Annotated in this window: 16 protein-coding genes and 1 riboswitch; of the genes, 6 read left to right on the forward strand and 10 right to left on the reverse strand. The window is 73.1% G+C overall.

What is annotated here, in order from left to right; translation table 11 throughout:
- Positions 1 to 541: 541 nt before the first annotated feature.
- Positions 542 to 2,488 (reverse strand): anthranilate synthase family protein, encoded by a 1,947-nt coding sequence (locus tag AB0K43_RS09400; protein ID WP_363637547.1) that lies wholly within the window; start codon positions 2,486 to 2,488, stop codon positions 542 to 544.
- A gap of 308 nt (positions 2,489 to 2,796) precedes the next feature.
- On the opposite strand from AB0K43_RS09400, the gene AB0K43_RS09405 reads away from it, so the two are divergent.
- Together AB0K43_RS09405 and AB0K43_RS09410 are read left to right on the forward strand one after the other, a co-directional pair.
- Positions 2,797 to 4,146 carry a class II 3-deoxy-7-phosphoheptulonate synthase gene (locus tag AB0K43_RS09405; RefSeq protein ID WP_363637549.1) on the forward strand — a complete coding sequence of 450 codons (1,350 nt, stop codon included), beginning with the start codon at positions 2,797 to 2,799 and terminating at the stop codon, positions 4,144 to 4,146.
- A gap of 202 nt (positions 4,147 to 4,348) precedes the next feature.
- A complete protein-coding gene (locus tag AB0K43_RS09410) occupies positions 4,349 to 4,585 on the forward strand; it encodes a (2Fe-2S)-binding protein (protein WP_363637551.1) in 237 nt (78 codons plus the stop codon).
- Between the two features lie 16 nt (positions 4,586 to 4,601).
- On the opposite strand, the gene bfr is transcribed toward AB0K43_RS09410, so the two are convergent.
- Positions 4,602 to 5,081, reverse strand: coding sequence for a bacterioferritin (gene bfr, locus AB0K43_RS09415; RefSeq protein WP_363637553.1), 480 nt, complete (start codon positions 5,079 to 5,081; stop codon positions 4,602 to 4,604).
- A gap of 191 nt (positions 5,082 to 5,272) precedes the next feature.
- Between bfr and AB0K43_RS09420 the strand changes: the two genes are divergently transcribed.
- Positions 5,273 to 5,902: a sulfite oxidase-like oxidoreductase gene (locus AB0K43_RS09420; RefSeq protein WP_363637555.1), complete on the forward strand. Its 630-nt coding sequence runs from the start codon at positions 5,273 to 5,275 to the stop codon at positions 5,900 to 5,902.
- 35 nt (positions 5,903 to 5,937) lie between these two features.
- On the opposite strand, the gene AB0K43_RS09425 is transcribed toward AB0K43_RS09420, so the two are convergent.
- The 7 genes from AB0K43_RS09425 to thiO form a co-directional block, all read right to left on the reverse strand.
- On the reverse strand, positions 5,938 to 6,579 hold the full coding sequence (locus AB0K43_RS09425) for a hypothetical protein (protein WP_363637557.1): 642 nt from the start codon (positions 6,577 to 6,579) through the stop codon (positions 5,938 to 5,940).
- Positions 6,576 to 7,565 (reverse strand): PPE domain-containing protein, encoded by a 990-nt coding sequence (locus AB0K43_RS09430; RefSeq protein WP_363637559.1) that lies wholly within the window; start codon positions 7,563 to 7,565, stop codon positions 6,576 to 6,578. The genes AB0K43_RS09425 and AB0K43_RS09430 overlap by 4 nt, the downstream gene beginning before the upstream one ends.
- Positions 7,562 to 7,876, reverse strand: coding sequence for a type VII secretion target (locus tag AB0K43_RS09435; protein WP_363637561.1), 315 nt, complete (start codon positions 7,874 to 7,876; stop codon positions 7,562 to 7,564). The genes AB0K43_RS09430 and AB0K43_RS09435 overlap by 4 nt, the downstream gene beginning before the upstream one ends.
- Positions 7,877 to 8,008: 132 nt before the next feature.
- Positions 8,009 to 9,760, reverse strand: a complete 1,752-nt coding sequence (gene pknB, locus AB0K43_RS09440; protein ID WP_363637859.1) for a Stk1 family PASTA domain-containing Ser/Thr kinase — start codon at positions 9,758 to 9,760, stop codon at positions 8,009 to 8,011.
- A 95-nt stretch (positions 9,761 to 9,855) separates the two neighbouring features.
- Positions 9,856 to 10,653 (reverse strand): thiazole synthase, encoded by a 798-nt coding sequence (locus AB0K43_RS09445; RefSeq protein ID WP_363637563.1) that lies wholly within the window; start codon positions 10,651 to 10,653, stop codon positions 9,856 to 9,858.
- A 5-nt stretch (positions 10,654 to 10,658) separates the two neighbouring features.
- A complete protein-coding gene (gene thiS, locus AB0K43_RS09450; protein ID WP_363637564.1) occupies positions 10,659 to 10,868 on the reverse strand; it encodes a sulfur carrier protein ThiS in 210 nt (69 codons plus the stop codon).
- Entirely contained in the window at positions 10,865 to 12,037 is a 1,173-nt protein-coding gene (thiO, locus tag AB0K43_RS09455) for a glycine oxidase ThiO (protein ID WP_363637566.1), read from the reverse strand. Before thiO ends, thiS begins: the two co-directional genes overlap by 4 nt.
- Positions 12,006 to 12,118: riboswitch (TPP riboswitch) on the reverse strand. Its footprint overlaps the gene before it by 32 nt.
- Positions 12,119 to 12,196: 78 nt before the next feature.
- Here thiO and AB0K43_RS09460 point away from each other — a divergent pair.
- The 3 genes from AB0K43_RS09460 to thiE are packed head-to-tail and all read left to right on the forward strand — an operon-like array spanning position 12,197 to position 14,447.
- Positions 12,197 to 13,390, forward strand: a complete 1,194-nt coding sequence (locus AB0K43_RS09460; RefSeq protein ID WP_363637568.1) for an FAD-dependent oxidoreductase — start codon at positions 12,197 to 12,199, stop codon at positions 13,388 to 13,390.
- 47 nt (positions 13,391 to 13,437) lie between these two features.
- Entirely contained in the window at positions 13,438 to 13,803 is a 366-nt protein-coding gene (locus AB0K43_RS09465; RefSeq protein ID WP_363637570.1) for an Rv2175c family DNA-binding protein, read from the forward strand.
- Positions 13,800 to 14,447 (forward strand): thiamine phosphate synthase, encoded by a 648-nt coding sequence (thiE, locus tag AB0K43_RS09470; RefSeq protein ID WP_363637572.1) that lies wholly within the window; start codon positions 13,800 to 13,802, stop codon positions 14,445 to 14,447. The genes AB0K43_RS09465 and thiE overlap by 4 nt, the downstream gene beginning before the upstream one ends.
- Positions 14,448 to 14,451: 4 nt before the next feature.
- Here the strand turns inward: thiE and AB0K43_RS09475 are convergent, their stop codons facing one another.
- Positions 14,452 to 15,558 (reverse strand): polyprenyl synthetase family protein, encoded by a 1,107-nt coding sequence (locus tag AB0K43_RS09475; protein WP_363637574.1) that lies wholly within the window; start codon positions 15,556 to 15,558, stop codon positions 14,452 to 14,454.
- Positions 15,559 to 15,564 lie beyond the last annotated feature (6 nt).

A 15,564-nucleotide genomic window follows, 5' to 3' on the forward strand; every position in this document is an offset into this window, starting at 1 on the left:
CCTGCCGTCCGGCTGCGCGACCACATCAACGGTCTCGGACCGCTTCGAGGCCACCTCGACCGGCTTCCCGGTCCGCCTCGCCTCCACAACCGCCGCCACCTCGGGGGAAGCGTCCTTGGCCGGTGCCGTCTGCGCCGCCGGCGTGGAGGGAGACCCGGCGGCCGTCGCTGCCACTGCCGGGGTCACCCCCGCACCGGCGAGTATCCCTGCGGCAGCCACGGCGGCCAGCCAGCCGCGTGTGGACCGTCTCCACTCAGAATGTGCCACTGTTTCCCAGTCCCAGTTCCGGATTCTTAAGATCTTTTAATGCGGGCTCGCGGAGCTTCGCGGACGCTCGAACTGGGTGTCAAAGGGAAATCGCCGAGAGTGACCCTCCGTGGCGATCATGATCGTGATCAAGAGGGTCTATAGGTAGCAAATCGGCCACTCCTGGCATCGATTTGTGGCGGGAATCACCCCTGCCCGTGACCGAGCGTCACAAGCTGGGGGTGATTCTTACCCTCCATCAATCGAACGCCGGAGCAGTAAAATTGACGGATGGTCAGCCGGAAACGGGGGTGGCGGCCGTGTGCAGGAGGTGGGCGACGATGTCGACGCCTTCGCGGGTGAGGACCGACTCCGGGTGGAACTGGAGGGTCGCGAAGCCCGGGCCGCGCAGGGCGTGGACGTCGCCGGTCAGGGGGTCGCGGGCGACCTCGATGCCGTCGAGGGCGAGGCGGGCCGCGTCGGCGTCGGTGCAGCGGGCGGTGAAGGTGTTGTAGAAGCCCACGGTGCGGCGGGTGCCGAACAGGTCGACGGTCTCCTGGGCGCCCTGGTAGGGGATGTGCTTGCGGGCCAGCGGCAGTCCGAGCAGGTCGGCGGTCAGCTGGTGGCTGAGGCAGACCGCGAGCAGTGGCGCGCCGCGGGTGCCGGTCCGGGCGGCCGCCAGGGCGTCGGCGGTGATCGAGCGCAGCAGCGCCATCTTGGCGTCGGACGGGTCGGCGGGGTCGCCCGGGCCCGGGCCGAGCACCAGCGGGCCCCGGTGGGCCGCCACCAGCGCGCGCAGCCCGGGGGTGTCGTAGCGCAGCACGGTGACCCGGTGGCCGAGCGAGCGGAGCAGGTGGGCGAGCATCGAGGTGAAGGTGTCCTCGCCGTCCACCACCAGGGTGTCCAGGCCCGCCACCGGCGCGACGGGCTGCTGCATCCGCAGCCAGAACGGGGCGAGTCCGGCCCGCCGGGCGTCCAGCGCGGCCTGCACCCGGTGGTCGTCGGCCAGCCGGGGCCCGCCCCCGCCGGCGCCGCCCGCCCTGGCCGGGCCGGGCCGGGCACCGATCGCGGCGAGCACGCCGGCCGCCTTGGCGTGCGTCTCGGCGACCTCGGAGTACGGGTCGGAGTGCCGCACCAGGGTGGCGCCGACCCGGACCACCAGCTCGCCGGTGGCGGGGTCGATGTCGGCCGCGCGGATGCAGATCGGCGAGTCCAGCTGCTGTCCGCCGCTGGCGCCGCGTCCGATCAGGGCCAGCGCGCCCGAGTAGTAGCCGCGCCCGCCGCGCTCGTAGCGCTTGATCACCCGGGTGGCGTTCTGCACCGGGCTGCCGGTGACGGTGGCGGCGAACATGGTCTCCTTCAGCACCTCCCGGACGTCCAGCGAGGTGCGGCCGCGCAGCTCGTACTCGGTGTGCGCGAGGTGGGCCATCTCCTTGAGCCGGGGGCCGAGCACCTGGCCGCCGAGGTCGCCGACGGTGCACATCATCTTGAGCTCCTCGTCGACCACCATGGTGAGCTCCTCCAGCTCCTTGGGGTCGTGCAGGAACGCGAGCAGCGAGTCGATGTCGGAGCCGCCCGCCGGGTAGCGGTAGGTGCCGGAGATCGGGTTCATCACCACCGTGCCGCCGGACTGCCGGACGTGGACCTCGGGGGAGGCGCCGACCAGCACCCGGTCGCTGGTGTGCACCAGGAAGGTCCAGTACGCGCCGCGCTCCTGCTCCAGCAGCCGGCGGAACAGGCCGAGCGCGGTGCCGGTGCCGAAACCCTCCAGCACGGCACCGAAGTCGCGCCGGATGACGAAGTTGGCGCCCTCGCCGTTGCCGATCTCGTCCTCGATCACCCGGCGGACGATCCCGGCGTACTCCTCGTCGTCGATGTCGAAGGCGCCGCCGCGCAGCCGGACCGGCGCCGCCGGCAGCGCCGCGAGCAGCTCGTCCAGCCCGAAGGCGTACTGCTCCTCGACCGCGAGGGCCTGCAGCGGGGTGCCGTCGTCGTGCGCCTCGAAGCCGCGCTCGCGGATCTGCCGGTACGGGACGAGGGCGAGCAGGTCGTGGCGCGGGCCGTCGGCCGGGATCCCGGCCGCGACCGGCAGGTCGGCCAGCTCCCGGTAGCTGCCGACGGTGCCCAGCAGCACCTCGACGGTGTCCGGGGCGAGCCGGGGGGTGCGGCGGTGCAGCAGGGCGAAGGCCGGGGCGCCGGGGGCGGTGAGACGGGCGAGCAGGGCGGCGGGACTGGTGGTCACGGGTGCGGCTTCCTTCCGGGGAGGTGGGCGGGGAGCTGTGCTCCGGTCCGCTGTCCGGGAGGGCCGTCAGAGCCTCGATACGCCGACGGCCGCCCCGAGGGGCGGCCGTCGTTCGTCTCAGGGACGCGCGATTCGTGGACCACCCGACGGGTTGGTCCACCACCAGCAGAGGGTGTGCGGCGCGTTCATGGGGACGAGCGTAACCGATCGCCCGGAGGTGTGAACCGGATCACCGCAATGTCCACCGGGTGTCTCATCCAGCGGGCGGTGGTCACAATTGGGTTGGCGCACCCCGTAGCCTTGATCCTGTGACCGTGACGACTGAGACATCGAGGACTGGCCACTCCTGGCAGTCCCTGCCCGCGGCGCAGCAGCCTGAATGGCCGGACCAAGAGGCGCTGCGCAAGACCCTTGCGGACCTCGCCTCCTATCCGCCGCTCGTCTTCGCCGGCGAGTGCGACCAGCTGCGTGCCAGGCTCGGTGCCGTCGCGCGCGGTGAGGCGTTCCTGCTCCAGGGCGGTGACTGCGCCGAGGCCTTCGACGGAGTCTCGGCCGAGCAGATCCGCAACAAGCTGAAGACGCTGCTGCAGATGGCCGCGGTGCTCACGTACGCGGCCTCGGTGCCGGTCGTGAAGGTCGGCCGGATCGCCGGGCAGTACTCCAAGCCCCGCTCCAAGTCGACCGAGACCCGCGACGGGGTGACCCTGCCGGTCTACCGCGGCGACTCGGTGAACGGCTTCGAGTTCACCCCCGAGTCCCGGATCCCGGACCCGGAGCGGCTGAAGCGGATGTACAACGCCTCCGCGGCCACCCTCAACCTGGTCCGCGCGTTCACCACCGGTGGTTACGCGGACCTGCGCCAGGTGCACGCCTGGAACCAGGACTTCGTGCGCAACTCGCCGGCCGGTCAGCGCTACGAGAAGCTGGCCCGCGAGATCGACAACGCGCTGGCCTTCATGAACGCCTGCGGGGTCGCCCCCGAGGAGTTCAAGACGGTCGAGTTCTTCTCCTCGCACGAGGCGCTGATCCTGGACTACGAGACCGCCCTCACCCGGACGGACTCGCGCACCGGCCACCTGTACGACGTCTCCGGCCACATGGTCTGGATCGGCGAGCGGACCAGGCAGCTGGACCACGCGCACATCGAGTTCGCCTCGAAGATCCGCAACCCGATCGGGGTCAAGCTCGGCCCGACCACCTCGGTCGACGAGGCGCTCACCCTGATCGACCGGCTCGACCCGGACCGCGAGCCCGGCCGGCTCACCTTCATCACCCGGATGGGTGCGGGCAAGGTCCGCGAGCACCTGCCCAACCTGGTCGAGAAGGTGACCGCCTCCGGTGCCCAGGTGGTGTGGATCTGCGACCCGATGCACGGCAACACCTACGAGGCCGAGACCGGTCACAAGACCCGGCGCTTCGACGACGTGCTCGACGAGGTCAAGGGCTTCTTCGAGGTGCACCGCGCGCTCGGCACCCACCCGGGCGGCATCCACGTCGAGCTGACCGGTGACGACGTCACGGAGTGCGTCGGCGGCGGCGACGAGGTGTTCGAGGACGACCTGCACCAGCGCTACGAGACGGCCTGCGACCCGCGGCTCAACCGCAGCCAGTCGCTGGACCTGGCCTTCCTGGTGGCGGAGATGTACCGCGGCCACTGAGGCCCGGCGGTTGCGCCGGTGTGACGAAGGCCCCTCCCCACTCGGGTGATCCGAGCGGGGAGGGGCTTTTTCGTGCGCCGATCCGCGGGTAAGGTAAGGCTTAGCGAGGTAAGGCAAGGCTTTACTGATCTTGCTCGCGCACCGCCAGTACCGCCAGTACCGTCCACCCCCAACCGGGCCAGCACCACCGGGAGAGAGCGCGATGTACGTCTGCATGTGTCATGCGGTCACCGAGGCCCAGGTGAAGGACGAGATCGACGCCGGTGCGGTCACCCCGCGACAGATAGCCAAGGGGTGCAAGGCCGGCACGGACTGCGGCTCCTGCGTGCGACGGATCCAGGCACTGCTCGGGGAGCACGGTGCCCGTCCGTGCCCGACAGCCAGGCTGGCGGCCAGACTGGGGCTCGCCGAGCCGGACTCCGAGCCGCTGGCGGCGTAGCGCCCTAGGGGGCGGGTCAGGACTCCGGCTGCTCGATCAGCTGGGCCAGGTAGAGCGCCTCGCCGAGCTTCTCCAGGAGTTCCAGCTGGGTGTCGAGGTAGTCGATGTGGTGCTCCTCGTCGGCCAGGATGTCCTCGAAGATGTTGGCCGAGGTGACGTCGTTCTTGGCCCGCATCACCACGATGCCCCGGCGCAGCCGGTCGATCGCCTCGACCTCGACCTGGCGGTCGGCCTCGAACATCTCCTTCACGGTCTGCCCGATCCGGACGTGGAACAGCCGCTGGTAGTTGGGCAGGCCGTCCAGGAAGAGGATCCGGTCGGTCAGGACCTCGGCGTGCTTCATCTCGTCGAACGACTCGTGCCGGGTGTACTTGGCGAGCTTCGTCCACCCGTTGTTCTCCTGCATCTTGGCGTGCAGGAAGTACTGGTTGATCGCGGTCAGCTCGGCGGTGAGCTGCTCGTTGAGGAATTCGATGACCTCGGGGTCGCCCTTCATGGCGGTGCCTTCCTGTCCCATGCGTCACTCGCGCTACCGCGATTGAGGGCATCGTGGCACCGTTTCGCGCCGTAATTCCAGTAAGTTCACACTCACTAGGACATGTGTCGGATTGTCCGATATGCGTCAAGCGGGGGGCGTGGAGAAGGGGCGCGCACGGTGTGGCGTCCGCCGTCTGTCACCATGGAGGCATGGGTCAGCACGAACCGGAACATCCTCAGCCGTCTGACCCGCGGATCCCCCCGGGCCAGCGGCTGCAGCGCGGCTGGCCGGTGCTGCACTACGGGCCGGTGCCCCGTTTCAAGCCGCTGAGCTGGGATTTCCAGGTGTTCGGCGCGACCGCCTCGGCCGAGAAGCAGAGCTGGGACTTCACCGCCTTCCACGCGCTGCCCCGGGTCACCGTGCGGGGCGACTTCCACTGCGTGACCCGCTTCTCGATGCTGGGCAACGAGTGGGGCGGGGTGGCCGCCAAGACCATCCTCGACCTGGTGCCCCCGGCGCCCGGTGTCACCCACGTCATGGTCTGGGCCGAGTACGGCTACAGCGCGAACCTGCGGCTGGCCGACTTCGCCGATCCGGGCACCGTCTTCGCCACCCACCACAACGCCGAGCCGCTCACCCTGGAGCACGGCTTCCCGGTCCGCCTGGTGGTGCCGCACCTGTACGCCTGGAAGGGGCCCAAGTGGGTCCGCGCGGTCGAGTACATGCGGGCCGACCGGCGCGGTTTCTGGGAGGAGCGGGGCTACCACAACCTGGCCGACCCCTGGGCCGAGCAGCGCTTCTCGTACCAGGAGGAGCCCGGCGACGGGCCGCTGCGGTAGCCCCGCCGGCCGGACCGGCCGGCGGGGCCCGCCGGTCAGTCCAGGGCGGCGCGCAGCGCGGCCACGTCCTCGGGGCGCTCCATCCGCAGCGCGAGCCAGGAGCCGTCGGCGAAGGCCAGGTCCACCCGGCGGGTCTGCCGGGCCGGATGCGGCTCGCGGCGGCGGTGGAAGCCGCCCCTCGGGACGGCGGCCAGCAGCTCCTCGGGCTGCGGACGGCTCGGCGTCGAAGCGTCGGTGAGCAGTAGCAGGCGGTGGCCGGTGACGGCCAGCACGAGGTTGTCGTCGTCCCAGCGGACCGGCCGCAGCCGGGCGGAGTTGCGGACCGCGGCGAGCAGGCCGCCCGCAGTGCCGGACCAGCCGCCGGACCAGGAGCCGCCGTGGAAGGCCCGGCGCACCGCGCGGTAGGAGCGGCGGCCGAAGGCGGGGCCGTGCCAGCCGACCGCGAACGGATTCAGCCATGCGGGCAGCAGCTGTTCGAAGGCCGCGCCGAGCCAGCTCTCGGTGTCCGGCCCGCCGGGGCGCCGGCGGCGGTGGGCCCGCGGCACCTGCAGCGGCAGCAGGTCGTCCAGGTCGCACTGGAGGGCGATCAGCACCTGCTCGCCGGCGTACAGGTGCGGGGCCAGTACGGGGGCGAGCCAGCCGTGGCCGGTCCGGTGGGGGGCGTTCGGGATGCTCATCCGAAGGCCTGCTCGATCCGGCCGCGGTCCACGTGGTACGCGGGCGGTGCCTCGTCGCCGTCGTCCAGCAGCGACCGGCGGCCGTCCTCGTCCTTGGCGTAGTCCTTCAGCGGGCCGGTCCACTTCTTGTCGATGCCGAGCTCCTTGAGCCCCTTGCCGACGATCTTCGCGGGGGCCCCGACCGCCTGCCGCTGCAGGAAGCTCAGGCCCTCCTCCTTGCCCTTCTTGCCGCTGAGTGCCTTGGCGGTCTTGCGCACGTCGGCGGCGGCGGAGCGGACCTTCTTGGCCTCGGCCAGGATCTCCTTGATCGGCTTGCCCGCCCGCTGCGCCTCCTTGAGCTCCTTGACCGCCTTCAGCAGCTCCTCCAGCGCCTTGCCGAGCCGCACCGAGACGGCCGAGATCCGCTCGACGTAGACCGCCACCTCGGCCCCGCTGACCAGCGCGTCGACCACGGTGGCCAGGCCGAAGCTGACCAGGTCGAGGATGAAGCTGGTGGCGAGCTGGGCGATCAGCAGGTCGATCAGCTCGGAGATCAGGTGGATCACCGTCTCCTCGGCCAGCTCGCACTCCTTGGCGGCCTGCCCGAGGATCTGCGCGGTCTGGCTCATGTCCTCGGCGGTGGCGTCCACCGCCTCGACGATCTGCGCGGTGTGCCGGGCGAAGTTGTCGGAGGCCGCGCCCTGCCACTGCCCGGCCAGCGGAACGGCGCCGGCCCGCAGGTCGTCGGCGACCCTGGCCAGCTCGACCGCCCGGTCACGCCAGCCGTGGGCGGCCTCGGACAGCAGCTCGGGGGCACCGGTGACCTTCTCCAGCCACTCCAGGACCCCGGTCTTCTCCAAGGTCCACTCGACGGCCTCGTCCAGCGCGCCGCTGATCCCCTCCCGGTCGGGGCTCTTGGCCTCGGGTATCGCCGGGAAGTCGGGCCGGGCGGACTGCCTGGTCCAGGCGTAGGCGTCGGAGGCGCCCTGCTCGCTCGGCATGCTCATGCGGGGATACCGCCGATCGCGTCGGCCAGCTCGGCGTCCAGCGCGCGGTAGTTCTCGGCGGTGCCGGACAGGCCCTCGGCGGTCTCCGCCAGCAGCTGGGCGAGATCGGCGCAGTTCTGCACGTCCGCGTCGTGGTGCTCCTGGTAGGAGGCAGCCAACCCGTGGGAGTCGGGGAGCTTGCCGAAGGCGTCCTCGGGGACGTCGACCGAGCCCAGCGAGCTCATGATCTGCGCGACCTGCTGGGCGGCCTGCTCCAAGGCCGAGGCGTATCGATCGAGTGCGTCCGGTTGGACCTGGTACCCCGTACTCATGACTCTCCCCGTGCTGAACTCACGTTCGGACGGTGCGTCAAGTTACCGGACCGGGGCAGCCGATCAGGCCGCGAGCGGCTGCCCCGGAGCGGTTCAGGTGAAGGTATTGCCCAAAGATGATCTGTTCTTTGCCTAGAACAGGCTGAAGTCGAGCGTCACCGTCGAGCCCTGGGGGCGGGGCTGGCCGGCGGCCGGGCTCTGCTTGTTCACGGTGTTCAGCAGGCCGAACGGGTCACGGCCGGTGACCTGGGCCTTGAAGCCGGCGTCGGTGAGCGCCTTGGTGGCCGCGTCCTTGTCCAGCCCGACCACGTTCGGCACCGGGACCATGCCCTTGCTGACCACCAGCGCGACCGGGGCGCCGACCGAGAGCGGCTGACCGGTGCCGGGGGAGGCGCTTACCACCGCGCCCTTGGGCACCGTGTCGTTGAAGGCCTCGGTCACCGTCCCGGGCGTCAGCCGGGCATCGGTGAGCGCCTTGCGGGCGGCCTCCAGCGGCTTGCCGGCCAGGTCGGGCACCGGGATCCGCTCCGGGCCGCGGGAGACCCTGACCTTCACCGAGTCGCTCTTGCGCAGCTTGTGCCCCACACCGGGATCGGTCGAGATCACCTGGCCGGCCTCGACCGACTCGCTGAACTCCTGGGTGTAGGTGCCGTGCAGGCCGGCCCTGTCCAGTGTCGCCTGGGCCTGCGCCTGGCTCTGCCCGAGCACGCTCGGCATCTTCGTGTACACCGCGCCGGACAGCGTGAAGGTCGCGACGCCGACCATGGCCAGCACCACCGCGACCACCGCGGCCCAGACGAACGGCTTGCGCGAGCGCCGGGGCCGCCCCGGCGGCCGGACCGCGCGCAGCTGCACGGTGCGGTGCGAGGCGGGTTCGTCCACCGGGGGCCGCTGCGGCAGCAGGTCCGGCGGGACCTCCAGCACGCTGGTGCGCTCCACCGGCGGGGCGATCACCGAGGTGACCTCGCCGGTGGAGTACTGCGGGGTGAGCCGCGAGGAGGCGGGCGGCTCGGCGTCCAGCTGGGCCTGGGTCAGCCGGCGGCGGACCCGCTGCAGGGTCGCCAGCAGCTCGACCGCGTCCCAGGGCCGGTCCTGCGGGTCGCGGGCGGTGGCGGCGGCCACTATCGCGTCCAGCTCGGGGCCGACGGCCGGCGCGGACAGCGAGGGGGCCGGGACGTGCTCGTGCAGGTGGCGGTACATCACCTGGGCCGGGTTGTCCCCGGTGTGCGGCTTGGCGCCGGTGAGCAGCTCGTACAGCAGGATGCCGGCCGCGTAGACGTCCACCCGCTGGTCGGTCGGGTCCTGCCGGATCTGCTCCGGCGCCAGGTAGGAGACGGTGCCCAGCACGGTGCCGGCCTCGGTGGTGCTGGTGACCGCGCCGTCGGTGCCGGAGAGCAGCCGGACCAGGCCGAAGTCGGCGACCTTGACCATGCCGCCCTCGGTGATCAGGACGTTCTCCGGCTTGATGTCCCGGTGCACCAGACCGGCCCGGTGCGCCGCGCCGAGCGCGGCCAGGATCGGCTCCAGGACGTCCAGTGCCGCCCGCACCGAGAGCGCGCCGCGGTCGCGCAGCACGTCGCGCAGATTGCTGCCGGGGACGTACTCCATCGCCAGGAAGACCGCCTGGCCGTCGGCGCCCTGGTCGAAGACGTTCACCACGTTCGGGTGGGCGAGCCGGGCGATCGCCTTGGCCTCGCGGATGAAGCGCTCGGTGAAGTCGCTGTCGCCCGCCAGCGACGGGTGCATCACCTTCAGCGCCACCACCCGGTCCAGCCGGGTGTCCAGCCCCCGGTAGACGGTGGCCATTCCGCCCGCGGCGACCCGCTGCTCGACCCGGTACCGACCGTCGAGCAGGGTTCCGATGAGGGGATCGCGCAGCGTCATGTCCACCAGAGGAGTGTAGGGGCGCGGCCCCCCGGGCGGCCGGGGAGCCCGGCCGGAGCGGGCAGTCTGTGCCGAAGTTGAGACCCGTCGCCCGCTCAGAAGGCGGGGCGCTCGCGGACGTCGAGCTCGGCCCGCCCCGCCATCGCCGAGGAGGCCTCGGCGTGGAAGCGGCGCGGGATCCGCCCGGCGCGGTGGGCGAGCCGGCCGGCCTCCACCCCGCGGCGCATCGCCTCGGCCATCAGCACCGGGTCCTGAGCCCGCGTCACGGCCGAGGCCAGCATCACCGCCGCGCAGCCCAGCTCCATCGCCAGGGCCACGTCGGAGGCGGTGCCGGCGCCCGCGTCCAGCACCACCGGCACGCCCGCGTTCTCCACGATCAGCTGGAAGTTGTGCGGGTTGCGGATGCCCAGGCCGGAGCCGATCGGCGAGCCCAGCGGCATGATCGCCGCACAGCCCACGTCCTCCAGCTTCCGCGCCAGCACCGGGTCGTCGTTGGTGTACGGGAGCACCGTGAAGCCGTCGTCGACCAGCGTCTCGGCGGCGTCCAGCAGTTCGATCGGGTCGGGCAGCAGGGTGCGCTCGTCCGCGATCACCTCCAGCTTCACCCAGTCGGTGCCGAGCGCCTCGCGGGCCAGCCGGGCGGTCAGCACGGCCTCGCCGGCGGTGAAGCAGCCGGCCGTGTTGGGCAGCACCCGGATCCCGTTGCGGGTCAGCACGTCGAGCACCGAGCCCTGGGTGCCCGGGTCGACCCGGCGCATCGCCACGGTGGTCAGCTCCGTCCCGGAGACCAGCAGGGCCTGCTCCAGCACCTCCAGGCTGGGGGCGCCCCCGGTGCCCATGATCAGGCGGGAGGTGAAGGTGGCGTCCGCGATCGTGAACAGGTCGTCGGCCATCGCGCTCAGCCGCCCTGGACGGCGGTGAGGATCTCCACCCGGTCGCCCGCGCTCAGCACGGTCTCGGCCCACGACCCGCGCGGCACCACGGCCTCGTTGAGCGCCGCGGCGACCCCGGAGGGCGCCTTGCTCAGCTGGGCCACCACCTCGGCGAGCGTGGTCGCGGCGGGCAGTTCGCGGGGCTCGCCGTTGACGGTGAGCGGGATCTGGTTCATGACGGGACCTCTGCGGTGAAGCGGCTGGGGGTGAAGGGGGCGGCGAGCTCGGGCACGGCCCCGGTGGCCAGGTGCTCGGCCAGCAGGTCGGCGGTGACCGGGGTGAGCAGCACGCCGTTGCGGTAGTGGCCGGTCGCCACGGCGAGGCCGGGCAGCGCGGTCGGGCCGAGCAGCGGGGCGTTGTCCGGCGAACCGGGCCGCAGCCCGGCGCCGGTCTCCACCAGCGGCAGCTCGGTGATGCCGGGGATCAGCTCGTGCGCGTCGCGCAGCAGCTCGTACACCCCGCCGGCGGTGACGGTGGTGTCGTGGCCCAGCTCCTCGCTGGTCGCCCCGATCACCAGCTCGCCGTCGGCCCGCGGCACCAGGTAGATGTGCTGTCCGCGCACCACGGCCCGGACGTTGCGGGACAGGAACGGCGCGTACGGCCCGGGGATCCGCAGCCGCAGCACCTGACCCTTGACCGGGCGGATCGCCGGCAGCACCCCGGCCGGCAGGCCGGGCAGCAGGTGGCTGCGGCAGCCGGCCGCCAGCACCAGCCGAGGAGCCGTCAGCCGCGAGCCGTCGGCCAGCCGTACACCCCTCGCCCGGCCGTCGGCGACCAGGAGCTCGACGGCCTCGGCCCGGTGCAGCACCACGCCGGCCCGCTCGCAGGCGGCCAGCAGGGCCGCCGACAGCCGCCGCCCGTCGACCTGGTGATCGCCCGTCACCTGGAGGCCGCCGCGCACGCCCGGGGCCAGCATCGGTTCCAGCCGGCGGCACTCGCGGCCGGTCAGCCAGTGCGACTCCAGGCCGAGCCGCTGGTGGAAGGCGAGCAGCTCGCGCAGCTCCGCACGGTCGTCGGAGTCCAGCGCCACCGCCAGCGTCCCGGTCGGCCGGTAGCCGGTGTCCAGGCCGGTCACCTCGGTCAGCTCGGCGGCGAAGGCCGCGTACCGCTCGTTGGACGCCATGCCCAGCCGCAGCAGCGGCTCCTCGCCGTACTGCAGCTCGGTGACCGGCGCCAGCATGCCGGCCGCGACCTGGGCCGCGCCCCCGCCGGGTGCCGGGTCGAGGACGGCGACCGCCAGCCCGCGCTGGGCCGTGCGCCAGGCCACGCCGAGGCCGATGATCCCGCCGCCGATCACCAGGACGTCAGGTGTCCGTGCCAAAGTCGATACTCCCTTCGCCGGCATGACCCGGATCAGGTTCGGACGGTCGCAGGCCGCCGCAGCCCGCCTCTCAGCCCGGTGCGCCGGGCTCCCGTGTGAGGTGTCCGTCCACCATAACGCCGGGTGCGCCCCAGCCCGAAGGTGCGTACGGGGGGTGGACACGGCGGTGGATAGGCTGACCCGGTGGTCGAACTGAAGAGAACCGGACGAGTGGTCGTGGTCGGGGCGGGCATGGCGGGCGCGCAGGCCGCGCTGGGCCTGCGGCGCGGGGGCTGGGAGGGCCGGATCTCGCTGCTCGGGGAGGAACCGCACCGCCCGTACGACCGCCCGCCGCTGTCCAAGAACGTGCTGCTCGGCACGGTCGACGACACCGCCTTCGACATCGACTGGGAGCAGCTGGGCGTCGAGCTGCTGCCCGGCCGCCGGGCCCTCGCCCTGGAGCCCGGGGTGCTGCGCACGGACGCCGGCGAGCTGCCGTACGAGGCGCTGGTGCTCGCCACCGGCGCCGAGCCCCGCCCGCTGCCCGGCGCTCCCGGCGCCCGGCTGCTGCGCACCCTGGACGACGCGCTGGCACTGCGCGAGCGGCTGCGGCCCGGGGTGCGGCTGGTGCTGGCCGGGGCGGGCTGGATCGGCGCGGAGACCGCCACCGTGGCCCGGCAGCTGGGCTGCGAGGTGACGGTGGTGGAGGCCGGCCCGGCGCCGCTCACCGGTGCGCTGCCCGAGGCGCTCGGCGCGGTGATGGCCGGCTGGTACGCGGCGGCCGGGGTGGCGCTGCACCGCGGCGTCGGCGTGCTGGCGGCCGAGCCCGGGGCGGTGGTGCTCACCGACGGCACCCGGCTGCACGCCGACGAGCTGCTGGTCGGGATCGGCGCCCGCCCCGCCACCGGCTGGCTGGCCGGCTCCGCGGTGGAGCTGGACCCTTCCGGCGCGGTCCTGGTGGACGAGCGGCTGCGCACCACCGCCCCCGGCGTCTGGGCGGCCGGCGACTGCGTCAGCTACCCCTCGGCCCGCACCGGCACCCGGCTGGCCGTGCAGCACTGGGACCACGCCCTGCAGTCCGGCGGCGCGGCGGCGGCCTCGGTGCTCGGCTCCCGGACGCCGTACGACCCGGTGCCCTACTTCTGGTCCGAGCAGTTCGGGCGGATGGTGCAGTACGCGGGCCGGCACGCCGACTCGGACGAGCTGCTGCACCGCGGCTCGCCCGAGGAGCCGTCCTGGACGGTGCTGTGGCTGCGCGACGGTGTGCTGGTGGCGGCCCTGTCGGTGGACCGGCCGCGCGACCTCAACCAGGCCCGCCGGCTGATCGCCGCACGGGCGGTGCCGGACCGCGCGCTCGCCGCGGATCCGTCCGTCCAGCTCAAGGCGGCGGTGGCCTGAGCGGGTGACAGGTGCGCCCGGGGCGCCGGAGGTGGCAGGCTGGGGGCGTGAGCACCATTGATCCCAAGATTGAAGCCCTTGTCCCCGCGTGGCTGTACCTGCCCGACATCTCGGAGCTGTGGGGGGTGCAGATCACCGAGGTCCGTGACCAGGTGAAGAACCGGACCCTGCTGGCCGTCCGGCGCGGCCCGAACAACTCGCTCCAGGTGCCCGCCGCCTTCATCGAGCCCGAGGGCCCGGTGAAGCACCTGATCGGCACGCTGACCGTGCTGCGCGACTGCGGGCTCAACGACGAGGAGATCCTCGAGTGGATGTTCACCGAGGACCCGTCGCTGCCCGGCAGCCCGATCCAGGCACTGCGGGAGAACCGCGGCACCGAGGTGAAGCGCCGCGCCCAGGCCATGCTGCTGTGACGGCCGACCCGCGCGCCGCCCTCGCCGACGCCCGCCTCTACCTGTGCACCGACGCCCGCCGGGAGCAGGGCGACCTGCCCGAGTTCCTGGACGCGGTGCTGGCCGGCGGCGTGGACATCGTCCAGCTGCGGGACAAGGGGCTGGAGGCGAAGCAGGAGCTGGAGTACCTGGAGGTCTTCGCCGAGGCCGCCCGCCGGCACGGCCGGCTGTTCTCCGTCAACGACCGCGCCGACGTGGCGCACGCCGCCCGGCCGCAGGTGCTGCACCTCGGCCAGGACGACCTGCCCGTCCCGGCCGCCCGGGCGATCCTCGGCCCTGAGGTGCTGGTCGGCCGGTCCTGTCACGCGGAGTCCGAGGTGGACACCGCCCTGGTCGAGCCCGGCGTCGACTACTTCTGCACCGGCCCGGTCTGGCCCACCCCGACCAAGCCCGGCCGGCACGCTCCCGGCCTCGGCCTGGTCTCGTACGCGGCGAAGCGGGTGACGGACCGTCCGTGGTTCGCCATCGGCGGCATCGACCTGGGCAACCTCGACGAGGTGCTGGCCGCCGGCGCCCGCCGGGTGGTCGTGGTCCGGGCGATCACCGCGGCCGACGACCCCGGCGCGGCCGCCGCCGAGCTGGCCCGCCGGCTCCGGGAGAGCTGACCGGTCAGTAGGTGCGGACGGTGGCGGCCTCGGCCAGCGCGAGCAGGACCGGCCGGGCCGGGCCCTCGGCCAGCGGGGCCGCCTCCAGCGCGGCCAGCGACCGGTGCATCAGCTCGTCGATCCGCTTCTCCACCAGCTCGGCCGCCCCGCTGCGCTCGACCAGCCCGCGCAGCACCGGGATCTCCTCGGCCGTCAGGTCGGGCGCGCCGAGCCGCTGGTCCAGGTGGCGGGCCTCGGCGGGCGGCAGGCCGCGCATGGCGTGTGCCACCAGCAGGGTGCGCTTGCCCTCGCGCAGGTCGTCGCCGGCCGGCTTGCCGGTGACCGCCGGGTCGCCGAAGACGCCGAGCAGGTCGTCCCGGAGCTGGAAGGCCTCGCCCAGCGGCAGGCCGAAGGCCGCGTACGCCTCGACCAGCTCGGGGCCCGCCCCGGCCAGCAGCGCGCCGACCTGCAGCGGGCGCTCGATGGTGTACTTCGCCGACTTGTAGTGCAGGACGGTCTGCGCCCGCTCCAGGGCCTGCTGGTCGGCCGAGTCGCCGGCCACCGGCTCCAGCACGTCGAGGTACTGGCCGACCATGACCTCGGTGCGCATCAGGTCGAAGGCCGGTTTGGCCTGCCGCACGGCCGCCGGATCCAGCCCGGAGCGGTTGAACAGCTCGTCGCACCAGATCAGCAGCAGGTCGCCGAGCAGCACCGCCGCCGAGGCGCCGTACTGCTCGCGGTCGCCGCGCCAGCCGCTGGTGCGGTGCAGGGCCTCGAAGCGGCGGTGCACGGAGGGCAGGCCGCGGCGGGTGTCGCTGCGGTCCATCAGGTCGTCGTGCACCAGAGCACTCGCCTGGAGCAATTCCAGCGCGGCTGCCGCGCGGGCGATCCCGGGGTCGTCGGCGGACCCGCCGGCCCCGCGCCAGCCCCAGTAGCAGAAGGCCGGGCGGAGCCGCTTGCCGCCGTCCAGCAGGAAGTCGCGCAGCGCGCCGGAGACCGGCCCCAGCTGGGGCGAGATGCCGGCGAGCAGGGCCGTGCGGCCGTCCATGAACTCGGCGAGGGCCGCGTTGACGCGCTCGCGTACGGCTTCCGCGTCGATGGGGTGGGTGGGCAGACCGCTGGGCGAACGCACGGGAGA

This window comes from Kitasatospora sp. NPDC049258 (assembly GCF_040678895.1).
In the GTDB taxonomy this organism is placed as follows: domain Bacteria; phylum Actinomycetota; class Actinomycetes; order Streptomycetales; family Streptomycetaceae; genus Kitasatospora.

Coding starts and splice junctions, on each gene's coding strand:
- pknB (WP_363637859.1), bottom strand. CDS start 9,760: ATGACGCTGCGCGATCCCCTCATCGGAACCCTGCTCGACGGTCGGTAC.
- AB0K43_RS09420 (WP_363637555.1), top strand. CDS start 5,273: ATGGGTCAGCACGAACCGGAACATCCTCAGCCGTCTGACCCGCGGATC.
- AB0K43_RS09445 (WP_363637563.1), bottom strand. CDS start 10,653: ATGGCCGACGACCTGTTCACGATCGCGGACGCCACCTTCACCTCCCGC.
- thiS (WP_363637564.1), bottom strand. CDS start 10,868: ATGAACCAGATCCCGCTCACCGTCAACGGCGAGCCCCGCGAACTGCCC.
- thiO (WP_363637566.1), bottom strand. CDS start 12,037: ATGCCGGCGAAGGGAGTATCGACTTTGGCACGGACACCTGACGTCCTG.
- AB0K43_RS09425 (WP_363637557.1), bottom strand. CDS start 6,579: ATGAGCATCCCGAACGCCCCCCACCGGACCGGCCACGGCTGGCTCGCC.
- AB0K43_RS09410 (WP_363637551.1), top strand. CDS start 4,349: ATGTACGTCTGCATGTGTCATGCGGTCACCGAGGCCCAGGTGAAGGAC.
- AB0K43_RS09435 (WP_363637561.1), bottom strand. CDS start 7,876: ATGAGTACGGGGTACCAGGTCCAACCGGACGCACTCGATCGATACGCC.
- bfr (WP_363637553.1), bottom strand. CDS start 5,081: ATGAAGGGCGACCCCGAGGTCATCGAATTCCTCAACGAGCAGCTCACC.
- AB0K43_RS09430 (WP_363637559.1), bottom strand. CDS start 7,565: ATGAGCATGCCGAGCGAGCAGGGCGCCTCCGACGCCTACGCCTGGACC.